This is a genomic window from Burkholderia sp. Bp9140, assembly GCF_003853425.1.
In the GTDB taxonomy this organism is placed as follows: Bacteria; Pseudomonadota; Gammaproteobacteria; order Burkholderiales; family Burkholderiaceae; genus Burkholderia.
Genome location: NZ_QTPQ01000045.1, coordinates 12397 through 29340 on the forward strand (window position 1 = coordinate 12397; position 16944 = coordinate 29340).

General features: G+C 65.7%; 12 protein-coding genes. 11 read left to right on the forward strand and 1 reads right to left on the reverse strand.

What is annotated here, in order from left to right; genetic code table 11:
- Nucleotides 1-82 precede the first annotated feature (82 nt).
- From ugpB to ugpQ, 5 genes are all read left to right on the forward strand, one after another.
- On the forward strand, nt 83-1417 hold the full coding sequence (gene ugpB / locus DIE21_RS30420) for a sn-glycerol-3-phosphate ABC transporter substrate-binding protein UgpB (protein ID WP_124501154.1): 1335 nt from the start codon (nt 83-85) through the stop codon (nt 1415-1417).
- Between the two features lie 100 nt (nt 1418-1517).
- Nucleotides 1518-2402 (forward strand): sn-glycerol-3-phosphate ABC transporter permease UgpA, encoded by an 885-nt coding sequence (gene ugpA / locus DIE21_RS30425; protein ID WP_124501155.1) that lies wholly within the window; start codon nt 1518-1520, stop codon nt 2400-2402.
- Entirely contained in the window at nt 2399-3244 is an 846-nt protein-coding gene (gene ugpE / locus DIE21_RS30430) for a sn-glycerol-3-phosphate ABC transporter permease UgpE (protein WP_124501156.1), read from the forward strand. Before ugpA ends, ugpE begins: the two co-directional genes overlap by 4 nt.
- 32 nt (nt 3245-3276) lie before the next feature.
- On the forward strand, nt 3277-4362 hold the full coding sequence (locus DIE21_RS30435) for a sn-glycerol-3-phosphate import ATP-binding protein UgpC (protein WP_124501157.1): 1086 nt from the start codon (nt 3277-3279) through the stop codon (nt 4360-4362).
- Between the two features lie 28 nt (nt 4363-4390).
- Entirely contained in the window at nt 4391-5155 is a 765-nt protein-coding gene (gene ugpQ / locus DIE21_RS30440) for a glycerophosphodiester phosphodiesterase (RefSeq protein ID WP_124501158.1), read from the forward strand.
- 167 nt (nt 5156-5322) lie between these two features.
- Here ugpQ and DIE21_RS30445 read toward each other — a convergent pair whose 3' ends face one another.
- Nucleotides 5323-6054: an OmpW family protein gene (locus DIE21_RS30445; RefSeq protein WP_124501159.1), complete on the reverse strand. Its 732-nt coding sequence runs from the start codon at nt 6052-6054 to the stop codon at nt 5323-5325.
- A gap of 193 nt (nt 6055-6247) precedes the next feature.
- Between DIE21_RS30445 and DIE21_RS30450 the strand changes: the two genes are divergently transcribed.
- The 6 genes from DIE21_RS30450 (at nt 6248) to thpR (ending at nt 16922) form a co-directional block, all read left to right on the forward strand.
- Nucleotides 6248-6961: a transposase gene (locus DIE21_RS30450; RefSeq protein ID WP_040143092.1), complete on the forward strand. Its 714-nt coding sequence runs from the start codon at nt 6248-6250 to the stop codon at nt 6959-6961.
- Between the two features lie 289 nt (nt 6962-7250).
- Nucleotides 7251-11954 (forward strand): glutamate synthase-related protein, encoded by a 4704-nt coding sequence (locus DIE21_RS30460; protein ID WP_124501161.1) that lies wholly within the window; start codon nt 7251-7253, stop codon nt 11952-11954.
- Between the two features lie 85 nt (nt 11955-12039).
- On the forward strand, nt 12040-13506 hold the full coding sequence (locus DIE21_RS30465; protein ID WP_124501162.1) for a glutamate synthase subunit beta: 1467 nt from the start codon (nt 12040-12042) through the stop codon (nt 13504-13506).
- 284 nt (nt 13507-13790) lie between these two features.
- Nucleotides 13791-14285 carry an RICIN domain-containing protein gene (locus DIE21_RS30470; RefSeq protein WP_124501163.1) on the forward strand — a complete coding sequence of 165 codons (495 nt, stop codon included), beginning with the start codon at nt 13791-13793 and terminating at the stop codon, nt 14283-14285.
- A gap of 601 nt (nt 14286-14886) precedes the next feature.
- A complete protein-coding gene (locus DIE21_RS30475) occupies nt 14887-16377 on the forward strand; it encodes a sodium:alanine symporter family protein (RefSeq protein WP_124501164.1) in 1491 nt (496 codons plus the stop codon).
- Nucleotides 16374-16922, forward strand: a complete 549-nt coding sequence (gene thpR / locus DIE21_RS30480; RefSeq protein WP_124501165.1) for an RNA 2',3'-cyclic phosphodiesterase — start codon at nt 16374-16376, stop codon at nt 16920-16922. The genes DIE21_RS30475 and thpR overlap by 4 nt, the downstream gene beginning before the upstream one ends.
- Nucleotides 16923-16944: the final 22 nt, after the last annotated feature.

Here is a 16944-nt window from a genome sequence, read left to right on the forward strand (position 1 = left end):
AACGATCACTAGACTTCGCCGGTTCAATGGCGACGGGAATGTTGCACACGCTGTTGGTAACGTTTTCATAGGAGAGAGGTCGATGAAGAAGAAGCCTGCGGGGACCATGGTTCGCTCGATCGCGCTGGGCGGCGCGCTGATGTTCGGTGTGCAGCATGCGGCGTTCGCCGTGACGGAGATCCAGTTCTGGCATGCGATGGAGTCGGCGCTCGGCGAGCGCGTAAACGAGCTCGCCGCGCAGTTCAACGCATCGCAAAGCGACTACAGGATCGTGCCGGTCTTCAAGGGCACCTACGACCAGGCGCTCGCGGCGGGCATCGCCGCCTATCGCAGCGGCAACGCGCCGGCGATCCTCCAGGTCTATGAAGTCGGCACCGCGACGATGATGCAGGCGAAGAAGGCCGTCGTGCCGGTCTACGACGTGTTCAAGCAGGCCGGCGTGCCGCTCGACGAAAAGGCCTTCGTGCCGACCATCGCGAGCTACTACAGCGACGCGAAGACGGGCCATCTCGTGTCGATGCCGTTCAACAGCTCGACGCCGGTGCTGTACTACAACAAGGACGCGTTCAAGAAGGCCGGGCTCGATCCGAACCAGCCGCCGAAGACGTGGGCCGACGTGCAGGCGGACGCCGAGAAGCTGCGCAAGTCCGGGATGACCTGTGGCTTCACGACCGGCTGGCAGGGCTGGATCCAGCTAGAGAACTACAGTGCGTGGCATGCGCTGCCGTTCGCGAGCCGCAACAACGGCTTCGACGGCGCCGACGCGGTGCTCGAATTCAACAAGCCGCAGCAGGTCGCGCACATCGCGTTCCTGCAGCAGATGCAGAAGGACGGCACGTTCTCGTACGCGGGCCGCAAGGACGAAGCGTCGGCGAAGTTCTACAGCGGCGACTGCGGGATCCTGACGACGTCGTCGGGCGCGCTCGCGAACGTGCAGAAGTTCGCGAAGTTCAGCTACGGCACCGGCATGATGCCGTACGACGCGAACGTGAAGGGCGCGCCGCAGAACGCGATCATCGGCGGCGCGAGCCTGTGGGTGCTGGCCGGCAAGGATCCGGCGACCTACAAGGGCGTCGCGAATTTCCTCGCGTTCCTGGCCTCGCCGCCGATCGCCGCGAAGTGGCACCAGGAAACGGGCTACCTGCCGGTCACGACGGCCGCGTACGATCTCACGCGCCAGCAGGGCTTCTACGCGAAGAACCCGAGCGCGGAAACCGCGATCAAGCAGATGATGAACAAGCCGCCGCTGCCCTACACGAAGGGGCTGCGTCTCGGCAACATGCCGCAGATCCGCACGGTCGTCGACGAAGAGCTGGAGCAGGTCTGGGCGCAGAAGAAGTCGCCGAAGGACGCGCTCGATTCGGCGGCGTCGCGCGGCGACGAGCTGCTGCGCCGCTTCGAGAAGTCGGGCGGCTGAGCCCGCATCGCGTTCGTGCCGCCGGCCGCCGCGTCGCGCATGCGCGCGTGCGGGCCGGCGGCGCGGTTCCCTTTCCGTTTCGCCTGACCGGATGCCCGCGATGCAATCCCGTTCCCGCTTCGGCGCGAGCCTGCTGCCGTACCTGCTGATCGCGCCGCAGCTCGCGATCACCGCCGTGTTCTTCCTGTGGCCGGCCGGCGTCGCGCTGTGGCAGTCGACGCAAATGCAGGATGCGTTCGGCACGTCGAGCGAGTTCGTCGGCCTCGCGAACTTCACGCACCTGTTCGCCGATCCGCTGTACCTCGACTCGCTCCGCACGACGCTGGTGTTCAGCTCGCTCGTCACGGTGAGCGGGCTCGTCGTGTCGCTGCTGCTCGCCGCGTGCGCCGACCGCGTGATCCGCGGCGCGCGCGTGTACCGCACGCTGCTGATCTGGCCGTACGCGGTCGCGCCGACGATCGCGGCCGTGCTGTGGGCGTTCCTGTTCAACCCGAGCATCGGCCTCGTCACCTATGCGCTCGCGAAGGGCGGCATCGTGTGGAATCACGCGCTGAACGGCGGCCAGGCGATGTTCCTCGTCGTGCTCGCGTCGGTATGGAAGCAGGTGAGCTACAACTTCCTGTTCTTCTACGCGGGGCTGCAGGCGATTCCGCGCTCGCTGATCGAGGCGGCGGCGATCGACGGTGCCGGGCCGGTGCGGCGCTTCTTCAACATCGTGCTGCCGCTGCTGTCGCCGACGAGCTTCTTCCTGCTCGTCGTGAACCTGGTCTATGCGTTCTTCGACACGTTCCCGGTGATCGACGCGGCCACCGCGGGCGGCCCCGCACAAAGCACGAAGACGCTGATCTACAAGATCTTCACGGAAGGCTTCCAGGGGCTCGACATCGGCAGTTCGGGCGCGCAGTCGGTCGTGCTGATGATCATCGTCGTCGGGCTCACGGTGATCCAGTTCCGCTTCGTCGAACGCAGGGTGCAATACGCATGATCGAAAATCGCAAGGGCTTCGACCTGTTCTGCCACGCGGTGCTGATCGCGGGCATCGTGCTGATCGTGTTCCCCGTCTACGTCGCGTTCTGCGCGGCGACGATGAACGCGCGGGAGGTATTCACGATCCCGCTGTCGCTGGTGCCGAGCACGCACCTGCTGGAGAACATCGCGTACATCTGGGGGCACGGCAGCGGTGGCACGACGGCGCCGTTCGGCCGGCTGCTCGTCAACAGCTTCGTGATGGCGCTCGGGATCGCGGTCGGCAAGATCGCGGTGTCGATCCTGTCCGCGTACGCGATCGTCTATTTCCGCTTCCCGTTCCGCAACACGGCGTTCTGGCTGATCTTCGTCACGCTGATGCTGCCGGTCGAGGTGCGGATCTTCCCGACCGTGCAGGTCGTGTCGACGCTGCACCTGACGAACACCTACGCCGGGCTCTCGCTGCCGCTGATCGCATCGGCGACCGCGACGTTCCTGTTCCGCCAGTTCTTCATGACGCTGCCCGACGAGCTGATGGACGCCGCGCGCATCGACGGCGCGGGGCCGCTGCGCTTTTTCCGGGACGTCGTGCTGCCGCTGTCGAAGACGAGCATCGCGGCGCTGTTCGTGATCACGTTCATCTACGGCTGGAACCAGTATCTGTGGCCGATCCTGATCACGACGGAGGCGTCGCTGTCGACGGCGGTGGTGGGCATCAAGACGATGATCGCGAGCGGCGACGCCGCGACCGAATGGCAATACGTGATGGCGGCGACGCTGCTGGCGATGATTCCGCCGCTCGTCGTCGTGCTGGCGATGCAGCGCTGGTTCGTGCGCGGCCTCGTCGATTCCGAGAAATAAACGACGGACGGCAACCGGGAGAAGGACCAAGTATGGCTGCGCTGAGCTTGAAGGGCGTCAGGAAATCCTACGACGGCAAGCAGCACGTGCTGCACGGCATCGACGTGGAGATCGCCGACGGCGAATTCATCGTGCTGGTCGGCCCGTCGGGCTGCGGCAAGTCGACGCTGCTGCGGATGATCGCGGGGCTCGAGACGGTGACGGACGGCGAGATCGCGATCGGCGAGCGCATGGTCAACGCGCTGGAGCCGAAGGATCGCGACATCGCGATGGTGTTCCAGAACTACGCGCTGTATCCGCACATGACGGTCGCGCAGAACATGGGCTACGGGCTGAAGATCCGCGGCATCGAGCGCGCGACGATCGACGCGCGGGTGGCCGCGGCCGCGAAGATCCTCGAACTCGAGCCGCTGCTCGCGCGGCGGCCGCGCGAACTGTCGGGCGGCCAGCGGCAGCGCGTCGCGATGGGGCGTGCGATCGTGCGTGAGCCGTCGGTGTTCCTGTTCGACGAGCCGCTGTCGAACCTCGACGCGAAGCTGCGCGTGCAAATGCGGCTCGAGATCCAGCGGCTGCATGCGCGGCTCGCGACGACGAGCGTGTACGTGACGCATGACCAGATCGAGGCGATGACGCTCGCGCAGCGCGTGATCGTGATGAACCGCGGCTATGCGGAGCAGATCGGCGCGCCGGTCGACGTGTACGAGAAGCCGGCGACGGTGTTCGTCGCGGGCTTCATCGGCTCGCCGGCGATGAACCTGATGCACGGCCGGCTGTCGGAGGACGGCGCGACATTTACGGTCGCGGGCGGCGGTCCGGCGCTGCCGGTTGCCGGCGCGCCCGGCATCGGTACCGCGATCGCCACCGGGCGCGACTGGGTGCTCGGCGTGCGGCCGGAGCACATGACGCCGCAGCCGGGTGTCGCGCAGGCGACGCTGCCGGTCGACTCGTGCGAGCTGCTCGGCGCGGACAACCTCGCGCACGGCCGCTGGGGCAACCACGACGTCGCGGTGCGCTTGCCGCACGCGGATCGTCCCGCGCGCGGCACGGCGCTGGGCGCCTCGCTGCCCGCGCACCGGCTGCATTTCTTCGATCCCGAGACCGGCAAGCGTGCCGGCTGACCCTGACGAACCTGCCGCGAGGCGCACGATGACTTCCCGTACCGACTGGCCCTATCCGCGCGTCGTCGCCCATCGCGGCGGCGGCACGCTCGCGCCGGAGAACACGCTCGCCGCGCTCGACGAGGGCGCGCGGCGCGGTCACCGGATGGTCGAGTTCGACGCGAAGCTGTCGGCCGACGACGTGACGTTCCTGCTGCATGACGACACGGTCGACCGCACGTCGAACGGCAGCGGGCCTGCGGCGGGCATGCGTTATGCCGCGCTGGCCGAACTCGACGCGGGCGCCTGGTTCGACGTGCGCTTCGCGGGCGAGCGGATGCCGACGTTCGAGGCGGCGGCGGCGCGTTGCGTCGCGCACGGGCTGGCCGCGAACGTCGAGATCAAGCCGTGCCCCGGCCGCGAGCGCGAGACCGGGTCGCGGGTGGCCGCCGATGCGGCAGCATACTGGCACGGTGCGCCCGTGGCGCCGCTCCTGTCGTCGTTCTCGTTCGACGCGCTGCAACAGGCGCGCGCGCGCGCACCGGCCCTGCCGCGCGGGATGCTGTACGAGGCGGTGCCGGACGACTGGCGTGCGCAGGTCGTCGGCGCGCTCGGCTGCGTATCGTTGCATGCAGACCACAGCAGGCTGAACGAACCGCTCGTGCGCGCGATCAGGGCGGCCGGGCTGCGCATCCTGGCTTACACGGTCAACGACCTCGCCCGGGCGCGCGAACTCGTGCGCTGGGGTGTCGATGCGGTCTGCACGGACCGCATCGACCTGATCGGCCCGACGGCACTCGACGACATCGTGTAACGCCGCGCCCATCCGGCAAAACCCTGCACGGGAACGTGCCTGACGCGAAAAAACGACGCCCCGGCGGGATTCCGACCGGGGCGTTTCGCATCTCGGGCCCGTTACTCAAGGAAAATTCCGCTACAAATTGCAGCGGGATTAACCATTCCCCAAATATTCGACTACGCTTAGAAGCGGTAGCCGACGTTCAGGTACGTGACGATCGGATTGAGCGCGATGTGGGCCTTCGACGTCTCGGTCAGCGTGCCGACCGGCGTGCGGCGGGCCGTCGTGAAGGTCGCGGTGACGCTTACCGGCACGTAGGAGATCGACAGGCCGGCGAACCAGTGCTTCGTGAAGTTGTACGTGAAGCCGGCGTTGAAGACGGGCGCCCACTGGTTGCTCGTGGTCGCGCTGGTCGGGCCGCCGAGCACGCCGTTCTCGAACGCGCTGTTCGTGATCTTCGCGCCCGTGAACCAGACGTACGACGCACCGATGCCGACATACGGGCGGAACTTCGCGTTGGCGTCGTTGAAGTGGTAGCGAAGCAACACGGCGGGGCTCCACTGGTACGCACGGCCGAGTATGCCGAACTTTTCGAACTGACCCTTGCCGGTAATGTCGAACTTTGGCGGTATCCCCATGACGAGCTCGGTGGAGATGTGGTCAGTGATGAAGTAGCCGGTTGCGAGGCCGAGGGTATCGGCGTCGTTGATGCCGGCGCCGGTGTTGGCAATGGACTTGTTGATGGGCGTGCCGCCTACGCCGTACACGTAGAGCGGGTCGCTGCTGTCCTGCGGGGACAGGTGGAACCAGCCCGTGCTGACATAGAAGTCGCCTGCAGATTGTGCGTGTGCCGTACCGCCCGCAAATGCGAAAGCGAGCGCTGCGGCCCCCGTAATGGCCAGTTTTCGATTCATTGTGTCTCCTCCGATCAAAGGCGTGCTCATTATGACGACTGCGTTTAAAACCAAACAAGCTCGCAAGTTAGAGCTTTCTCCCTAGCATTCGCACGACCGTACGCTTCCGCGCCCCGCAGGGACAGGCATTCTACGCAGGTGCGCAATTTCGGACCTCCGGGTATTTCCTAACGCGTTCAAACGGACATTCAGCATGGCACGGTTAGCACGACTCTACGTTCCCGACCAGCCGCAGCACGTGATACTGCGCGGCCTGGATCAGCAACCCGCGTTCGTCGACGACCAGGACTACGAACTCTTCATCGATTGTCTGAAGGCCGCGGCACGCGATCACCATCTTTCGGTGCATGCCTACGTGCTGCTCCCGCGTCAGGTGCAGCTCCTCGTGACGCCGAGCGACGAGGCGAGCCTGCCGAAGGCGATGCAGGCGGTCGGCCGCCGCTACGTCGCGCATTTCAACCGGCGCTATTCGCGCCGCGGCACCCTGTGGGAAGGCCGCTATCGCGCGACCGTGATCGAAGGCGAGCGCTATTTCCTGCTCGCGAGCCGCGTGGTCGAGATGAGCCCGGTGCGCTCGCAGCTGGTCGCGACGCCCGACGCCTATCGCTGGTCGAGCTACCGGCACCACGTCGGGCTCACCGTCGACAGCCTGATCACCGACCATCCGCTCTACTGGGCGCTCGGCAACACGCCGTTCGACCGCCAGCGCGCGTACAAGGAGCTGTGCGAGCAGCCGCTCGACGAGCGGCAGGCCGACCAGCTCCAGCAGGCGACGCTGAAGGGCTGGGTGCTCGGCGGCGAGAACTACCGCGAGTGGGCGGCGCGCACCGCGAACCGCCGTGTGTCGCCGCTGCCGCGCGGACGCCCCAGAAAGGTGCGTGAAAACACGCCGCCGATCCAGCAGTAACGCGGGGAAGGCGGATCACGAGGCGGCGCTGCGGGCGCCGTCTCTTTTTGCACCAAATCGATACAGCCCCAATAAAATAGCACCAGATCCGAGCATGCCTTTAATTGGGGTTCGATCAAGCGGTTTTTGTTGCTATTCCTTTGATTCGTCGCGTATATTCCGAATTCCGGTGGCCCGGGCGAAGCTTGCCCAACCACTGTCGGCCGTGCCGTCTCCCGTCGGGAGCGGGATCGACGGCAACAAAAAAATGGTTCAACGGCCCTCGAGGCCCCTTTACGACGGTGTCCCCATGAACGACCACCAGCAGCCGCTCGCCGCGGTGCCCGCCGCACAAGGTCTGTACGACCCGCAAAACGAACACGACGCCTGCGGCGTCGGCTTCGTCGCTCACATCAAGGGCAAGAAGAGCCACGAGATCATTCAGCAGGGTCTGAAGATCCTCGAGAACCTCGACCACCGCGGCGCGGTCGGTGCCGATCCGCTGATGGGCGACGGTGCCGGCATCCTGATCCAGGTTCCGGACGCGTTCTATCGCGAGGAAATGTCGAAGCAGGGCGTGACGCTGCCGCCGGCCGGCGAATATGGGGTCGGGATGATCTTCCTGCCGAAGGAAAACGCGTCGCGTCTCGCGTGCGAGCAGGAACTCGAGCGGACGGTGCGGGCGGAAGGGCAGGTCGTGCTCGGCTGGCGCGACGTGCCGGTCGACCATGCGATGCCGATCTCGCCGACCGTGAAGGCGAGCGAGCCGCTGATCCGCCAGATCTTCATCGGCCGCGGCAAGGACATCATGGTGACGGACGCGCTCGAGCGGAAGCTGTACGTGATCCGCAAGACCGCGAGCCACCGCATCCAGGCGCTGAAGCTCAAGCACGGCAAGGAATACTTCGTGCCGTCGATGTCGGCGCGCACGGTGGTCTACAAGGGGCTGCTGCTGGCGGGCCAGGTCGGCGTGTACTACCGCGACCTGCAGGACGAGCGCGTGGTGTCGGCGCTCGCGCTCGTGCACCAGCGCTTCTCGACCAACACGTTCCCGGCATGGGAACTGGCTCACCCGTACCGGATGATCGCGCACAACGGCGAGATCAACACCGTGAAGGGCAACGTGAACTGGCTGAACGCGCGTACCGGCGCGATCGCGTCGCACGTGCTCGCCGACGACCTGCCGAAGCTGTGGCCGCTGATCTACCCGGGCCAGTCCGACACGGCATCGTTCGACAACTGTCTCGAACTGCTGGTGATGGCCGGCTACCCGCTCGTGCACGCGGTGATGATGATGATCCCGGAAGCCTGGGAGCAGCACACGCTGATGGACGAGAACCGCCGCGCGTTCTACGAGTACCACGCTGCCATGATGGAGCCGTGGGACGGCCCCGCCGCGATCGCGTTCACCGACGGCCGCCAGATCGGCGCGACGCTCGACCGTAACGGCCTGCGCCCGGCGCGCTACATCGTCACCGACGACGACCTCGTCATCATGGCGTCGGAAGCCGGCACGCTGCCGATCCCCGAATCGAAGATCGTCAAGAAGTGGCGCCTGCAGCCGGGCAAGATGTTCCTGATCGACATGGAACACGGCCGCATCATCGACGACAAGGAGCTCAAGGACAACCTCGCGAACGCGAAGCCGTACAAGAGCTGGATCGACGCCGTGCGCATCAAGCTCGACGAAATCGAGCCGAAGGCCGAGGACGTCGCTGCCGGCCGCACGCAGGGCGCCGCGCTGCTCGACCGCCAGCAGGCGTTCGGCTACACGCAGGAAGACCTGAAGTTCCTGATGGCGCCGATGGCGCAGCAGGGTGAGGAGGCCGTCGGTTCGATGGGCAACGACTCGCCGCTCGCGGTGATGTCGAACAAGAACAAGACGCTCTATCACTACTTCAAGCAACTGTTCGCCCAGGTCACGAACCCGCCGATCGACCCGATCCGCGAGAACATGGTCATGTCGCTCGTGTCGTTCATCGGCCCGAAGCCGAACCTGCTCGACACGAACAACATCAACCCGCCGATGCGTCTCGAAGTGTCGCAGCCGGTGCTCGACTTCAAGGACATCGCGAAGATCCGCGCGATCGACCAGTACACGGGCGGCAAGTTCAGCGCATACGAACTGAACATCTGCTACCCGGTCGCCTGGGGCAAGGAAGGCATCGAGGCACGCCTCGCGTCGCTGTGCGCGGAAGCCGTCGACGCGGTGAAGTCGGGCTACAACATGCTGATCGTGTCGGACCGCAAGACGGACGCCGAGCACGTCGCGATTCCGGCGCTGCTCGCCACGTCGGCGATCCACACGCACCTCGTCCAGCAAGGGCTGCGCACGAGCACGGGCCTCGTCGTCGAGACGGGCTCGGCGCGTGAAACGCACCACTTCGCGCTGCTCGCGGGCTACGGCGCGGAAGCCGTGCACCCGTACCTCGCGATGGAAACGCTCGCGAAGATGGCCGAGGGCCTGCCGGGCGACCTGTCGCCGGAGAAGGCCGTCTACAACTTCACGAAGGCGGTCGGCAAGGGCCTGCAGAAGGTGATGTCGAAGATGGGCATCTCGACGTACATGTCGTACACGGGCGCGCAGATCTTCGAAGCGCTCGGCCTGTCGAGCGACCTCGTCGAGAAGTACTTCAAGGGCACGGCTTCGAAGGTCGGCGGCATCGGCCTGTTCGAAGTCGCGGAAGAAGCGATCCGCCTGCACCGCGATGCATTCGGCGACAGCCCGGTCCTGCGCGACATGCTCGACGCGGGCGGCGAGTACGCGTACCGCGTGCGCGGCGAAGACCACATGTGGACACCGGATTCGATCGCGAAGCTCCAGCACGCGACGCGCAGCAACTCGTACCAGACGTACAAGGAATACGCGCACCTGATCAACGACCAGACCAAGCGTCACATGACGTTCCGCGGCCTGTTCGAGTTCAAGGTCGAGCCGACCAAGGCCATCCCGATCGACGACGTCGAGCCGGCGAAGGACATCGTCAAGCGCTTCGCGACGGGCGCGATGTCGCTTGGTTCGATCAGCACCGAAGCCCACGCGACGCTCGCGATCGCGATGAACCGGATCGGCGGCAAGTCGAACACCGGTGAGGGCGGCGAGGACGAGAAGCGCTATCGCAACGAGCTGCGCGGCATTCCGATCAAGTCGGGCGAGACGCTGAAGTCGGTGATCGGCGACGAGATCGTCAGCGACATTCCGCTGAAGGACGGCGATTCGCTGCGCTCGAAGATCAAGCAGGTCGCGTCGGGCCGCTTCGGCGTCACCGCCGAGTACCTCGCGTCGGCCGACCAGATCCAGATCAAGATGGCGCAGGGCGCGAAGCCGGGCGAAGGCGGCCAGCTGCCGGGCCACAAGGTGTCGGAATACATCGGCAAGCTGCGTTACTCGGTGCCGGGCGTCGGCCTGATCTCGCCGCCGCCGCACCACGACATCTACTCGATCGAGGATCTGGCGCAGCTGATCCACGACCTGAAGAACGTGAACCCGAGCTCGAGCATCTCGGTGAAGCTGGTGTCGGAAGTCGGCGTCGGCACGGTCGCGGCCGGTGTCGCGAAGGCGAAGGCCGATCACGTCGTGATCGCGGGCCATGACGGCGGCACGGGCGCATCGCCGCTGTCGTCGGTCAAGCATGCGGGCACGCCGTGGGAGCTCGGCCTTGCCGAAACGCAACAGACGCTGGTGCTGAACCGCCTGCGCGGCCGGATCCGCGTGCAGGCCGACGGCCAGATGAAGACGGGCCGCGACGTCGTGATCGGCGCGCTGCTCGGCGCGGACGAATTCGGCTTCGCGACGGCACCGCTCGTCGTCGAAGGCTGCATCATGATGCGCAAGTGCCACCTGAATACGTGCCCGGTCGGTGTCGCGACGCAGGATCCGGTGCTGCGTGCGAAGTTCAAGGGCCAGCCCGAGCACGTCGTGAACTACTTCTTCTTCGTCGCCGAGGAAGTGCGCGAGATCATGGCGCAGCTCGGCGTCGCGAAGTTCGACGACCTGATCGGCCGCGCCGACCTGCTCGATACGCGCAAGGGCATCGAGCACTGGAAGGCGAAGGGCCTCGACTTCTCGCGCGTGTTCTACCAGCCGGAAGAGTGCGAGGACGTCGCGCCGCGTCACGTCGACGTGCAGGATCACGGCCTCGAGCGTGCGCTCGACCACGTGCTGATCGAGAAGGCGAAGGCCGCGATCGAGAACGGCGAGCATGTGTCGTTCATCCAGCCGGTGCGCAACGTGAACCGTACCGTCGGCGCGATGCTGTCGGGCGTGATCGCGAAGAAGCACGGCCACGACGGCCTGGCCGACGACGCGGTGCACATCCAGCTGAAGGGCACGGCCGGCCAGAGCTTCGGCGCGTTCCTCGCGAAGGGCGTGACGCTCGACCTCGTCGGCGACGGCAACGACTACGTCGGCAAGGGTCTGTCGGGCGGCCGGATCATTATCCGTCCGACCAACGACTTCCGCGGCAAGTCCGAGGAAAACATCATCTGCGGCAACACGGTGATGTACGGCGCGATCGAAGGCGAATCGTTCTTCCGCGGCGTCGCGGGCGAGCGCTTCTGCGTGCGCAACTCGGGCGCGACGGCGGTCGTCGAAGGCACGGGCGACCATGGTTGCGAATACATGACGGGCGGCACGGTGGTCGTGCTCGGCGAAACCGGGCGCAACTTCGCGGCCGGCATGTCGGGCGGTCTCGCGTACATCTACGATCCGGAAGGCACGTTCGCGGCGAAGTGCAACAAGTCGATGGTCGCGCTCGAGCCGGTGCTGCAGCAGGCCGAGCAGGAGCGCACGGTCGACCGCGCACTCTGGCACGCGGGCACGACGGACGAAGCGCTGCTCAAGGGGCTCGTCGAGCGTCATTTCCAGTTCACGGGTTCGCCGCGCGCGAAGTCGCTGCTGGAAAACTGGGACGCGGCGCGCCGCCAGTTCGTGAAGGTGTTCCCGCACGAATACAAGCGCGCGCTGGGCGAGATCGGTGCGAAGAAGGCGGCGAAGGAAGTGCTGGCCGCCTGAGCGACGAACGACATAGCGAATGCCGCGCGCGCATGATTGCCGCGCGCGGCTCCCCCACTCGATACACCGAACAGAAGAGCACCTTATGGGCAAGGCAACCGGTTTTCTGGAGTTCGAACGCCGCCACGAGGCGTACGAAGCACCGCTCACGCGCGTGAAGCACTACAAGGAATTCGTCGCGGCGCTGACCGACGCGGACGCGAAGGTCCAGGGCGCGCGCTGCATGGACTGCGGCATCCCGTTCTGCAACAACGGCTGCCCGGTCAACAACATCATCCCGGACTTCAACGATCTCGTTTACCGCCAGGACTGGCAGCAGGCGATCGAAGTCCTGCATTCGACCAACAACTTCCCCGAGTTCACGGGCCGCATCTGCCCGGCGCCGTGCGAGGCAGCCTGCACGCTCGGGATCAACGACGATCCGGTCGGCATCAAGTCGCTCGAGCACGCGATCATCGACAAGGCCTGGGCGGAAGGCTGGGTGAAGCCGCTTCCGGCCGAGCACAAGACGGGCAAGAAGGTCGCGGTCGTCGGTTCGGGCCCCGCGGGCCTCGCCGTCGCGCAGCAGCTCGCACGCGCCGGCCACGACGTGACGGTGTTCGAGAAGAACGATCGCATCGGCGGCCTGCTGCGTTACGGGATCCCCGACTTCAAGCTCGAGAAGTGGCTGATCGATCGCCGCATGCGCCAGATGGAAGCGGAAGGCGTGACGTTCCGCACCAGCGTGTTCATCGGCAAGGATCCGCTGCCCGAGTCGATCGGCAGCCTCGCGAAGGAAACCATTTCGCCGGAGAAGCTGAAGGAAGAATTCGACGCGGTCGTGATCGCGGGCGGTTCGGAAACGCCGCGCGACCTGCCGGTGCCGGGCCGCGAGCTCGCCGGCGTCCATTTCGCGATGGACTTCCTGCCGCAGCAGAACCGCGTGAATGCGGGCGACAAGCTCGTCGACCAGTTGCTCGCGAAGGGCAAGCACGTGATCGTGATCGGCGGCGGCGATACGGGTTCGGACTGCGTCGGCACGTCGAACCGTCACGGCGCGAAGCAGGTCACGCAGTTCGAGCTGCTGCCGCAGCCGCCGGAAGAGGAAAACAAGCCGCTCGTGTGGCCGTACTGGCCGATCAAGCTGCGCACGTCGTCGTCGCACGAAGAGGGCTGCGAGCGTGACTGGGCGGTCGCGACGAAACGTCTCGAAGGCAAGAACGGCAAGGTCGAGAAGCTGATCGCGGTGCGCGTCGAGTGGAAGGACGGCAAGATGCAGGAAGTGCCGGGCTCCGAGTTCGAGATGAAGGCCGACCTCGTGCTGCTCGCGATGGGCTTCACGCAGCCGGCCGCCACCGTGCTCGAGGCGTTCGGCGTCGCGAAGGATGCCCGCGGCAACGCGCGTGCGGCAACCGAAGGCGACCGCTCGTACTACACGTCGGTCGACAAGGTGTTCGCGGCAGGCGACATGCGTCGCGGCCAGTCGCTCGTCGTCTGGGCGATCCGCGAAGGCCGCCAGTGCGCACGTTCGGTCGACGCGTATCTGATGGGGCATTCGGAACTGCCGCGCTGAGCTGAATCGCTCGAGCGGGTTTCGATGAAAACCGGGCGTCCGAGAGGGCGTCCGGTTTTTTTATCGACGCCTGATGACAAGGTGGCCGCCTGGAGGAATTTCCCCCGGCATAGCCAATAATTCAATTCGGCATCAATTAAATCGACAATTTATAAAAATAAAAATATAGATAGGGATATTAAGGTGGAGGTTGAATCGAGGTCTGTCGCCGCCTATAGTAATTTTCGCCTGGTTAATTCGGGCAACTGAGAAAGGTCTGGTTTTCATAATTTTTGGAGAAAATCATGGCGTATATGTCGATATCGATTCAGTTTACGCAGGATCCCACCCGTGTCCTCGGCGTTGCCCAGAACAATACCAACGGCAGCGTGATCGGCCCCAACGCTCCGCTGCAACTGCGCTATCTCACCGACCCGAATGTGCAGACCCTGTGGGACTATGATCCGACCCACGGTGCCATCATTCTGGATTTCAGCGAATACAATGGCGGCGGCAAACTGGCGGTCGACTTCAATGACGGCAAGGTCGCCCCCGAAACCCCGCTGGTCCTGCGACCGTTCACCGGAGCGCCTTCGCAGCGGTGGAGCATATCGATTCGCCCCGGATATATCACATCCCTCGCGAATACGAGCCTCGTGTTCGACGATCACTACGATAGCCTGCAAGCCGACAACCTCGTCTGGGCGTACCCCTACAACGGAACGTTCGCGCAACAATGGACTGTGGTTCCTGCCTTCCAGGCAGTAGCCGAGAGAGCGCCGCAATCGCTACGAGCATAAGGATTGTTTGTTGTGGCCGCCATGGGTAGAGGATGCCCGGGGCGGCCAGCGCCGCCTGACTCCCGCGTGTCGCCACCCTTGCCGACGTGCGAATGCTGCAACGGCAATAAACCGGAATCATGGGGGCGCTTCCGGTTTGCCAGATGCATTTCGTCTTTACCGTGCCCGGTTTTTCGAGACACCTGTCATGATTAACGGGTAACAAGAAAAGCACGCTTAATGCCGGACCTCATTTTCCCCCGGAATTCCTGTTTGGCGACCCGCTATTGTTAATGTTTCCGGGTGTCGGAGGTCGCGAATTCCCGTCGCGGTATTTCCGCTGCGGATCGCTGCTTGGCCGCTGAGCCAGGCCCCGTGCGCAATACCGCGTATGGGCCGGGCGGGACGTCGGTCCCCGCGTGCATCAGCCGCCGTTCCCTTGCCGCTGCATGCCGCATTTTCACGAAGCGTCGCCTAACCTGATCACATCGGGCGTCGATTTTCGGCAATTCCGCTTCCTTTCATTTTGTAATAATCCTTGGAAACTGTCATATCATGTCGCCCCGTCGGCCGCATTCGCGCGGCCGACGCATATGACTGACCCCATTTACAAGGACTCTGGATGGAAGCATTCGTGCAAGGGCTGATCGACGCCGTCAACGGCGTGCTGTGGAACTACGTGTTGATTGCGCTGCTGCTCGGCGTGGGCGCGTGGTTCACGCTGCGGTTCCGGATGATCCAGCTGAAGGCGCTGCTCCTCAGCATGAAGCTGGTCGGCAGCAAGGGCGAGCCGGGCAGCATCTCGTCGTTCCAGGCGTTCGCGACCGGGCTCGCGAGCCGCGTGGGCACCGGCAACATCGCCGGCGTCGCGGTCGCGCTGACGGTCGGCGGGCCGGGCGCGATCTTCTGGATGTGGATGACGGCGCTCGTCGGGATGTCGTCCGCGTTCGTCGAGGCGACCCTCGCACAGATCTTCAAGGTGTCGCACCCGGACGGCAGCTATCGCGGCGGCCCCGCGTACTACATCCAGACGGGCTTGCGTTCGCGCGGCTTCGGCGTGCTGTTCTCGCTGTCGCTGATTCTCGCGTTCGGCTTCGTGTTCAACGCGGTGCAGGCCAATGCGATCGCCGATGCATTTCATACGTCGTTCGGGTGGAGCCGCGAGACGGTCGGCCTCGGCCTCGTGCTGCTCACCGCGCCGCTCATCTTCGGCGGGATTCGCCGCATCGCATCGGTCGCGCAGGTGATCGTGCCGGTGATGGCGATCGGCTACCTCGCGCTGGCGATCTACGCGGTCGCGACGCACGTTGCGCTGGTGCCGGGCGTGATCGCGCTGATCGTGAAGAGCGCGTTCGGGCTCGAGCAGGCGGCGGGTGGCCTGACCGGCTATGCGGTCAGCCAGGCAGTCGCGATGGGCGTGAAGCGCGGGCTGTTCTCGAACGAGGCCGGCATGGGCAGCGCGCCGAACGCGGCCGCGACCGCCAGCGTGCGGCATCCGGTCGTGCAGGGGTTGATCCAGATGCTCGGCGTGTTCGTCGACACCATCGTGATCTGCAGCGCGACCGCGTTCGTGATCCTGCTGTCGGGCCAGTACGAACTCGGTACCGGCATGGCAGGCGCGGCGCTCACGCAGCGCGCGATCGCGAGCCACGTCGGCGACTGGGGCGGTATCTACATGGCCGTCGCGATCTTCTTCTTCGCGTACTCGTCGGTGATCGGCAACTACGCGTATGCGGAAGGCAACGTCGAATTCATCACGAAGCGGCGCGGCGTGCTGCCGCTGTTCCGTATCGCGGTGCTCGGCATGGTGATGTTCGGCAGCGTCGGGCAACTGCCGCTCGTGTGGGCGATGGCCGATACGAGCATGGGGCTGATGGCGATCATCAACCTGGTCGCGATCCTCGCGCTCGGCAAGTATGCGCACGCCGCGTGGCGCGACTATCGCCAGCAGCGCGCGCAGGGTATCGCCGAACCGGTGTTCACCCGCAACACGATTCCCGAGCTCGCCCGCGTGCTGCCGGCCGACGTGTGGGGCGAGCACGGCCCGCTGCCGCAGCGTCCGGCTTCGGCCGAGGCGACCGCCGAAGTGCGCGTGGCGGTGCGCGAGTCATGAACGGCGACCGGCTCCGTGCGTTCGTCGCGCTGATGCCTGACACGGCATCGCGCGACGCGCTGCACGCGTTGCCGGTCACGCGTGGCGCGCGCCGCACATCGCCTGCGCAACTGCACGTGACGCTCGCGTTCATCGGCGCGATCGAACGTGCGCGTTGCGACGCGCTGGCCGCGCGCCTGCCGGCGCTCGCGGCCGCGCATGCGCTGCCGTTGCAGCCGGTCGAGCGGATTGCGTGGTGGCCGAGCCTGCCGCGTGCGCGGCTGATCGTCGCGGAACTCGCGGTCGAGCCCGCGTGTGCGGCGCTGAATGCCGACTTGTCCGCGCTGCTGCGCGAACTGGGCGTGCCGGCCGACCGCCGGCCGTTCCGGCCGCACGTCACGCTCGCGCGGCTGCCGCGCAATGCGGATGGGCAGCCCGCACACGGCGGCGCGACCGGGCGGCCGGTCGCGGTGCGTTTCGGCGCGCTGACGCTATTTGAAAGCCGGCTGTCGCACGACGGCGTGTCGCATGTGCCGATCGTGTCGGTGCCGGTCGCGCCGGCGTAGCAGGACGGCGGGCAGGACGAGG

Excerpts from the sequence above, each read along its gene's own strand:
- thpR (WP_124501165.1), top strand. The coding sequence starts at position 16,374 with ATGAACGGCGACCGGCTCCGTGCGTTCGTCGCGCTGATGCCTGACACG.
- DIE21_RS30475 (WP_124501164.1), top strand. The coding sequence starts at position 14,887 with ATGGAAGCATTCGTGCAAGGGCTGATCGACGCCGTCAACGGCGTGCTG.
- ugpQ (WP_124501158.1), top strand. The coding sequence starts at position 4,391 with ATGACTTCCCGTACCGACTGGCCCTATCCGCGCGTCGTCGCCCATCGC.
- ugpB (WP_124501154.1), top strand. The coding sequence starts at position 83 with ATGAAGAAGAAGCCTGCGGGGACCATGGTTCGCTCGATCGCGCTGGGC.
- DIE21_RS30460 (WP_124501161.1), top strand. The coding sequence starts at position 7,251 with ATGAACGACCACCAGCAGCCGCTCGCCGCGGTGCCCGCCGCACAAGGT.
- ugpA (WP_124501155.1), top strand. The coding sequence starts at position 1,518 with ATGCAATCCCGTTCCCGCTTCGGCGCGAGCCTGCTGCCGTACCTGCTG.
- DIE21_RS30435 (WP_124501157.1), top strand. The coding sequence starts at position 3,277 with ATGGCTGCGCTGAGCTTGAAGGGCGTCAGGAAATCCTACGACGGCAAG.
- ugpE (WP_124501156.1), top strand. The coding sequence starts at position 2,399 with ATGATCGAAAATCGCAAGGGCTTCGACCTGTTCTGCCACGCGGTGCTG.
- DIE21_RS30450 (WP_040143092.1), top strand. The coding sequence starts at position 6,248 with ATGGCACGGTTAGCACGACTCTACGTTCCCGACCAGCCGCAGCACGTG.
- DIE21_RS30465 (WP_124501162.1), top strand. The coding sequence starts at position 12,040 with ATGGGCAAGGCAACCGGTTTTCTGGAGTTCGAACGCCGCCACGAGGCG.
- DIE21_RS30445 (WP_124501159.1), bottom strand. The coding sequence starts at position 6,054 with ATGAATCGAAAACTGGCCATTACGGGGGCCGCAGCGCTCGCTTTCGCA.
- DIE21_RS30470 (WP_124501163.1), top strand. The coding sequence starts at position 13,791 with ATGGCGTATATGTCGATATCGATTCAGTTTACGCAGGATCCCACCCGT.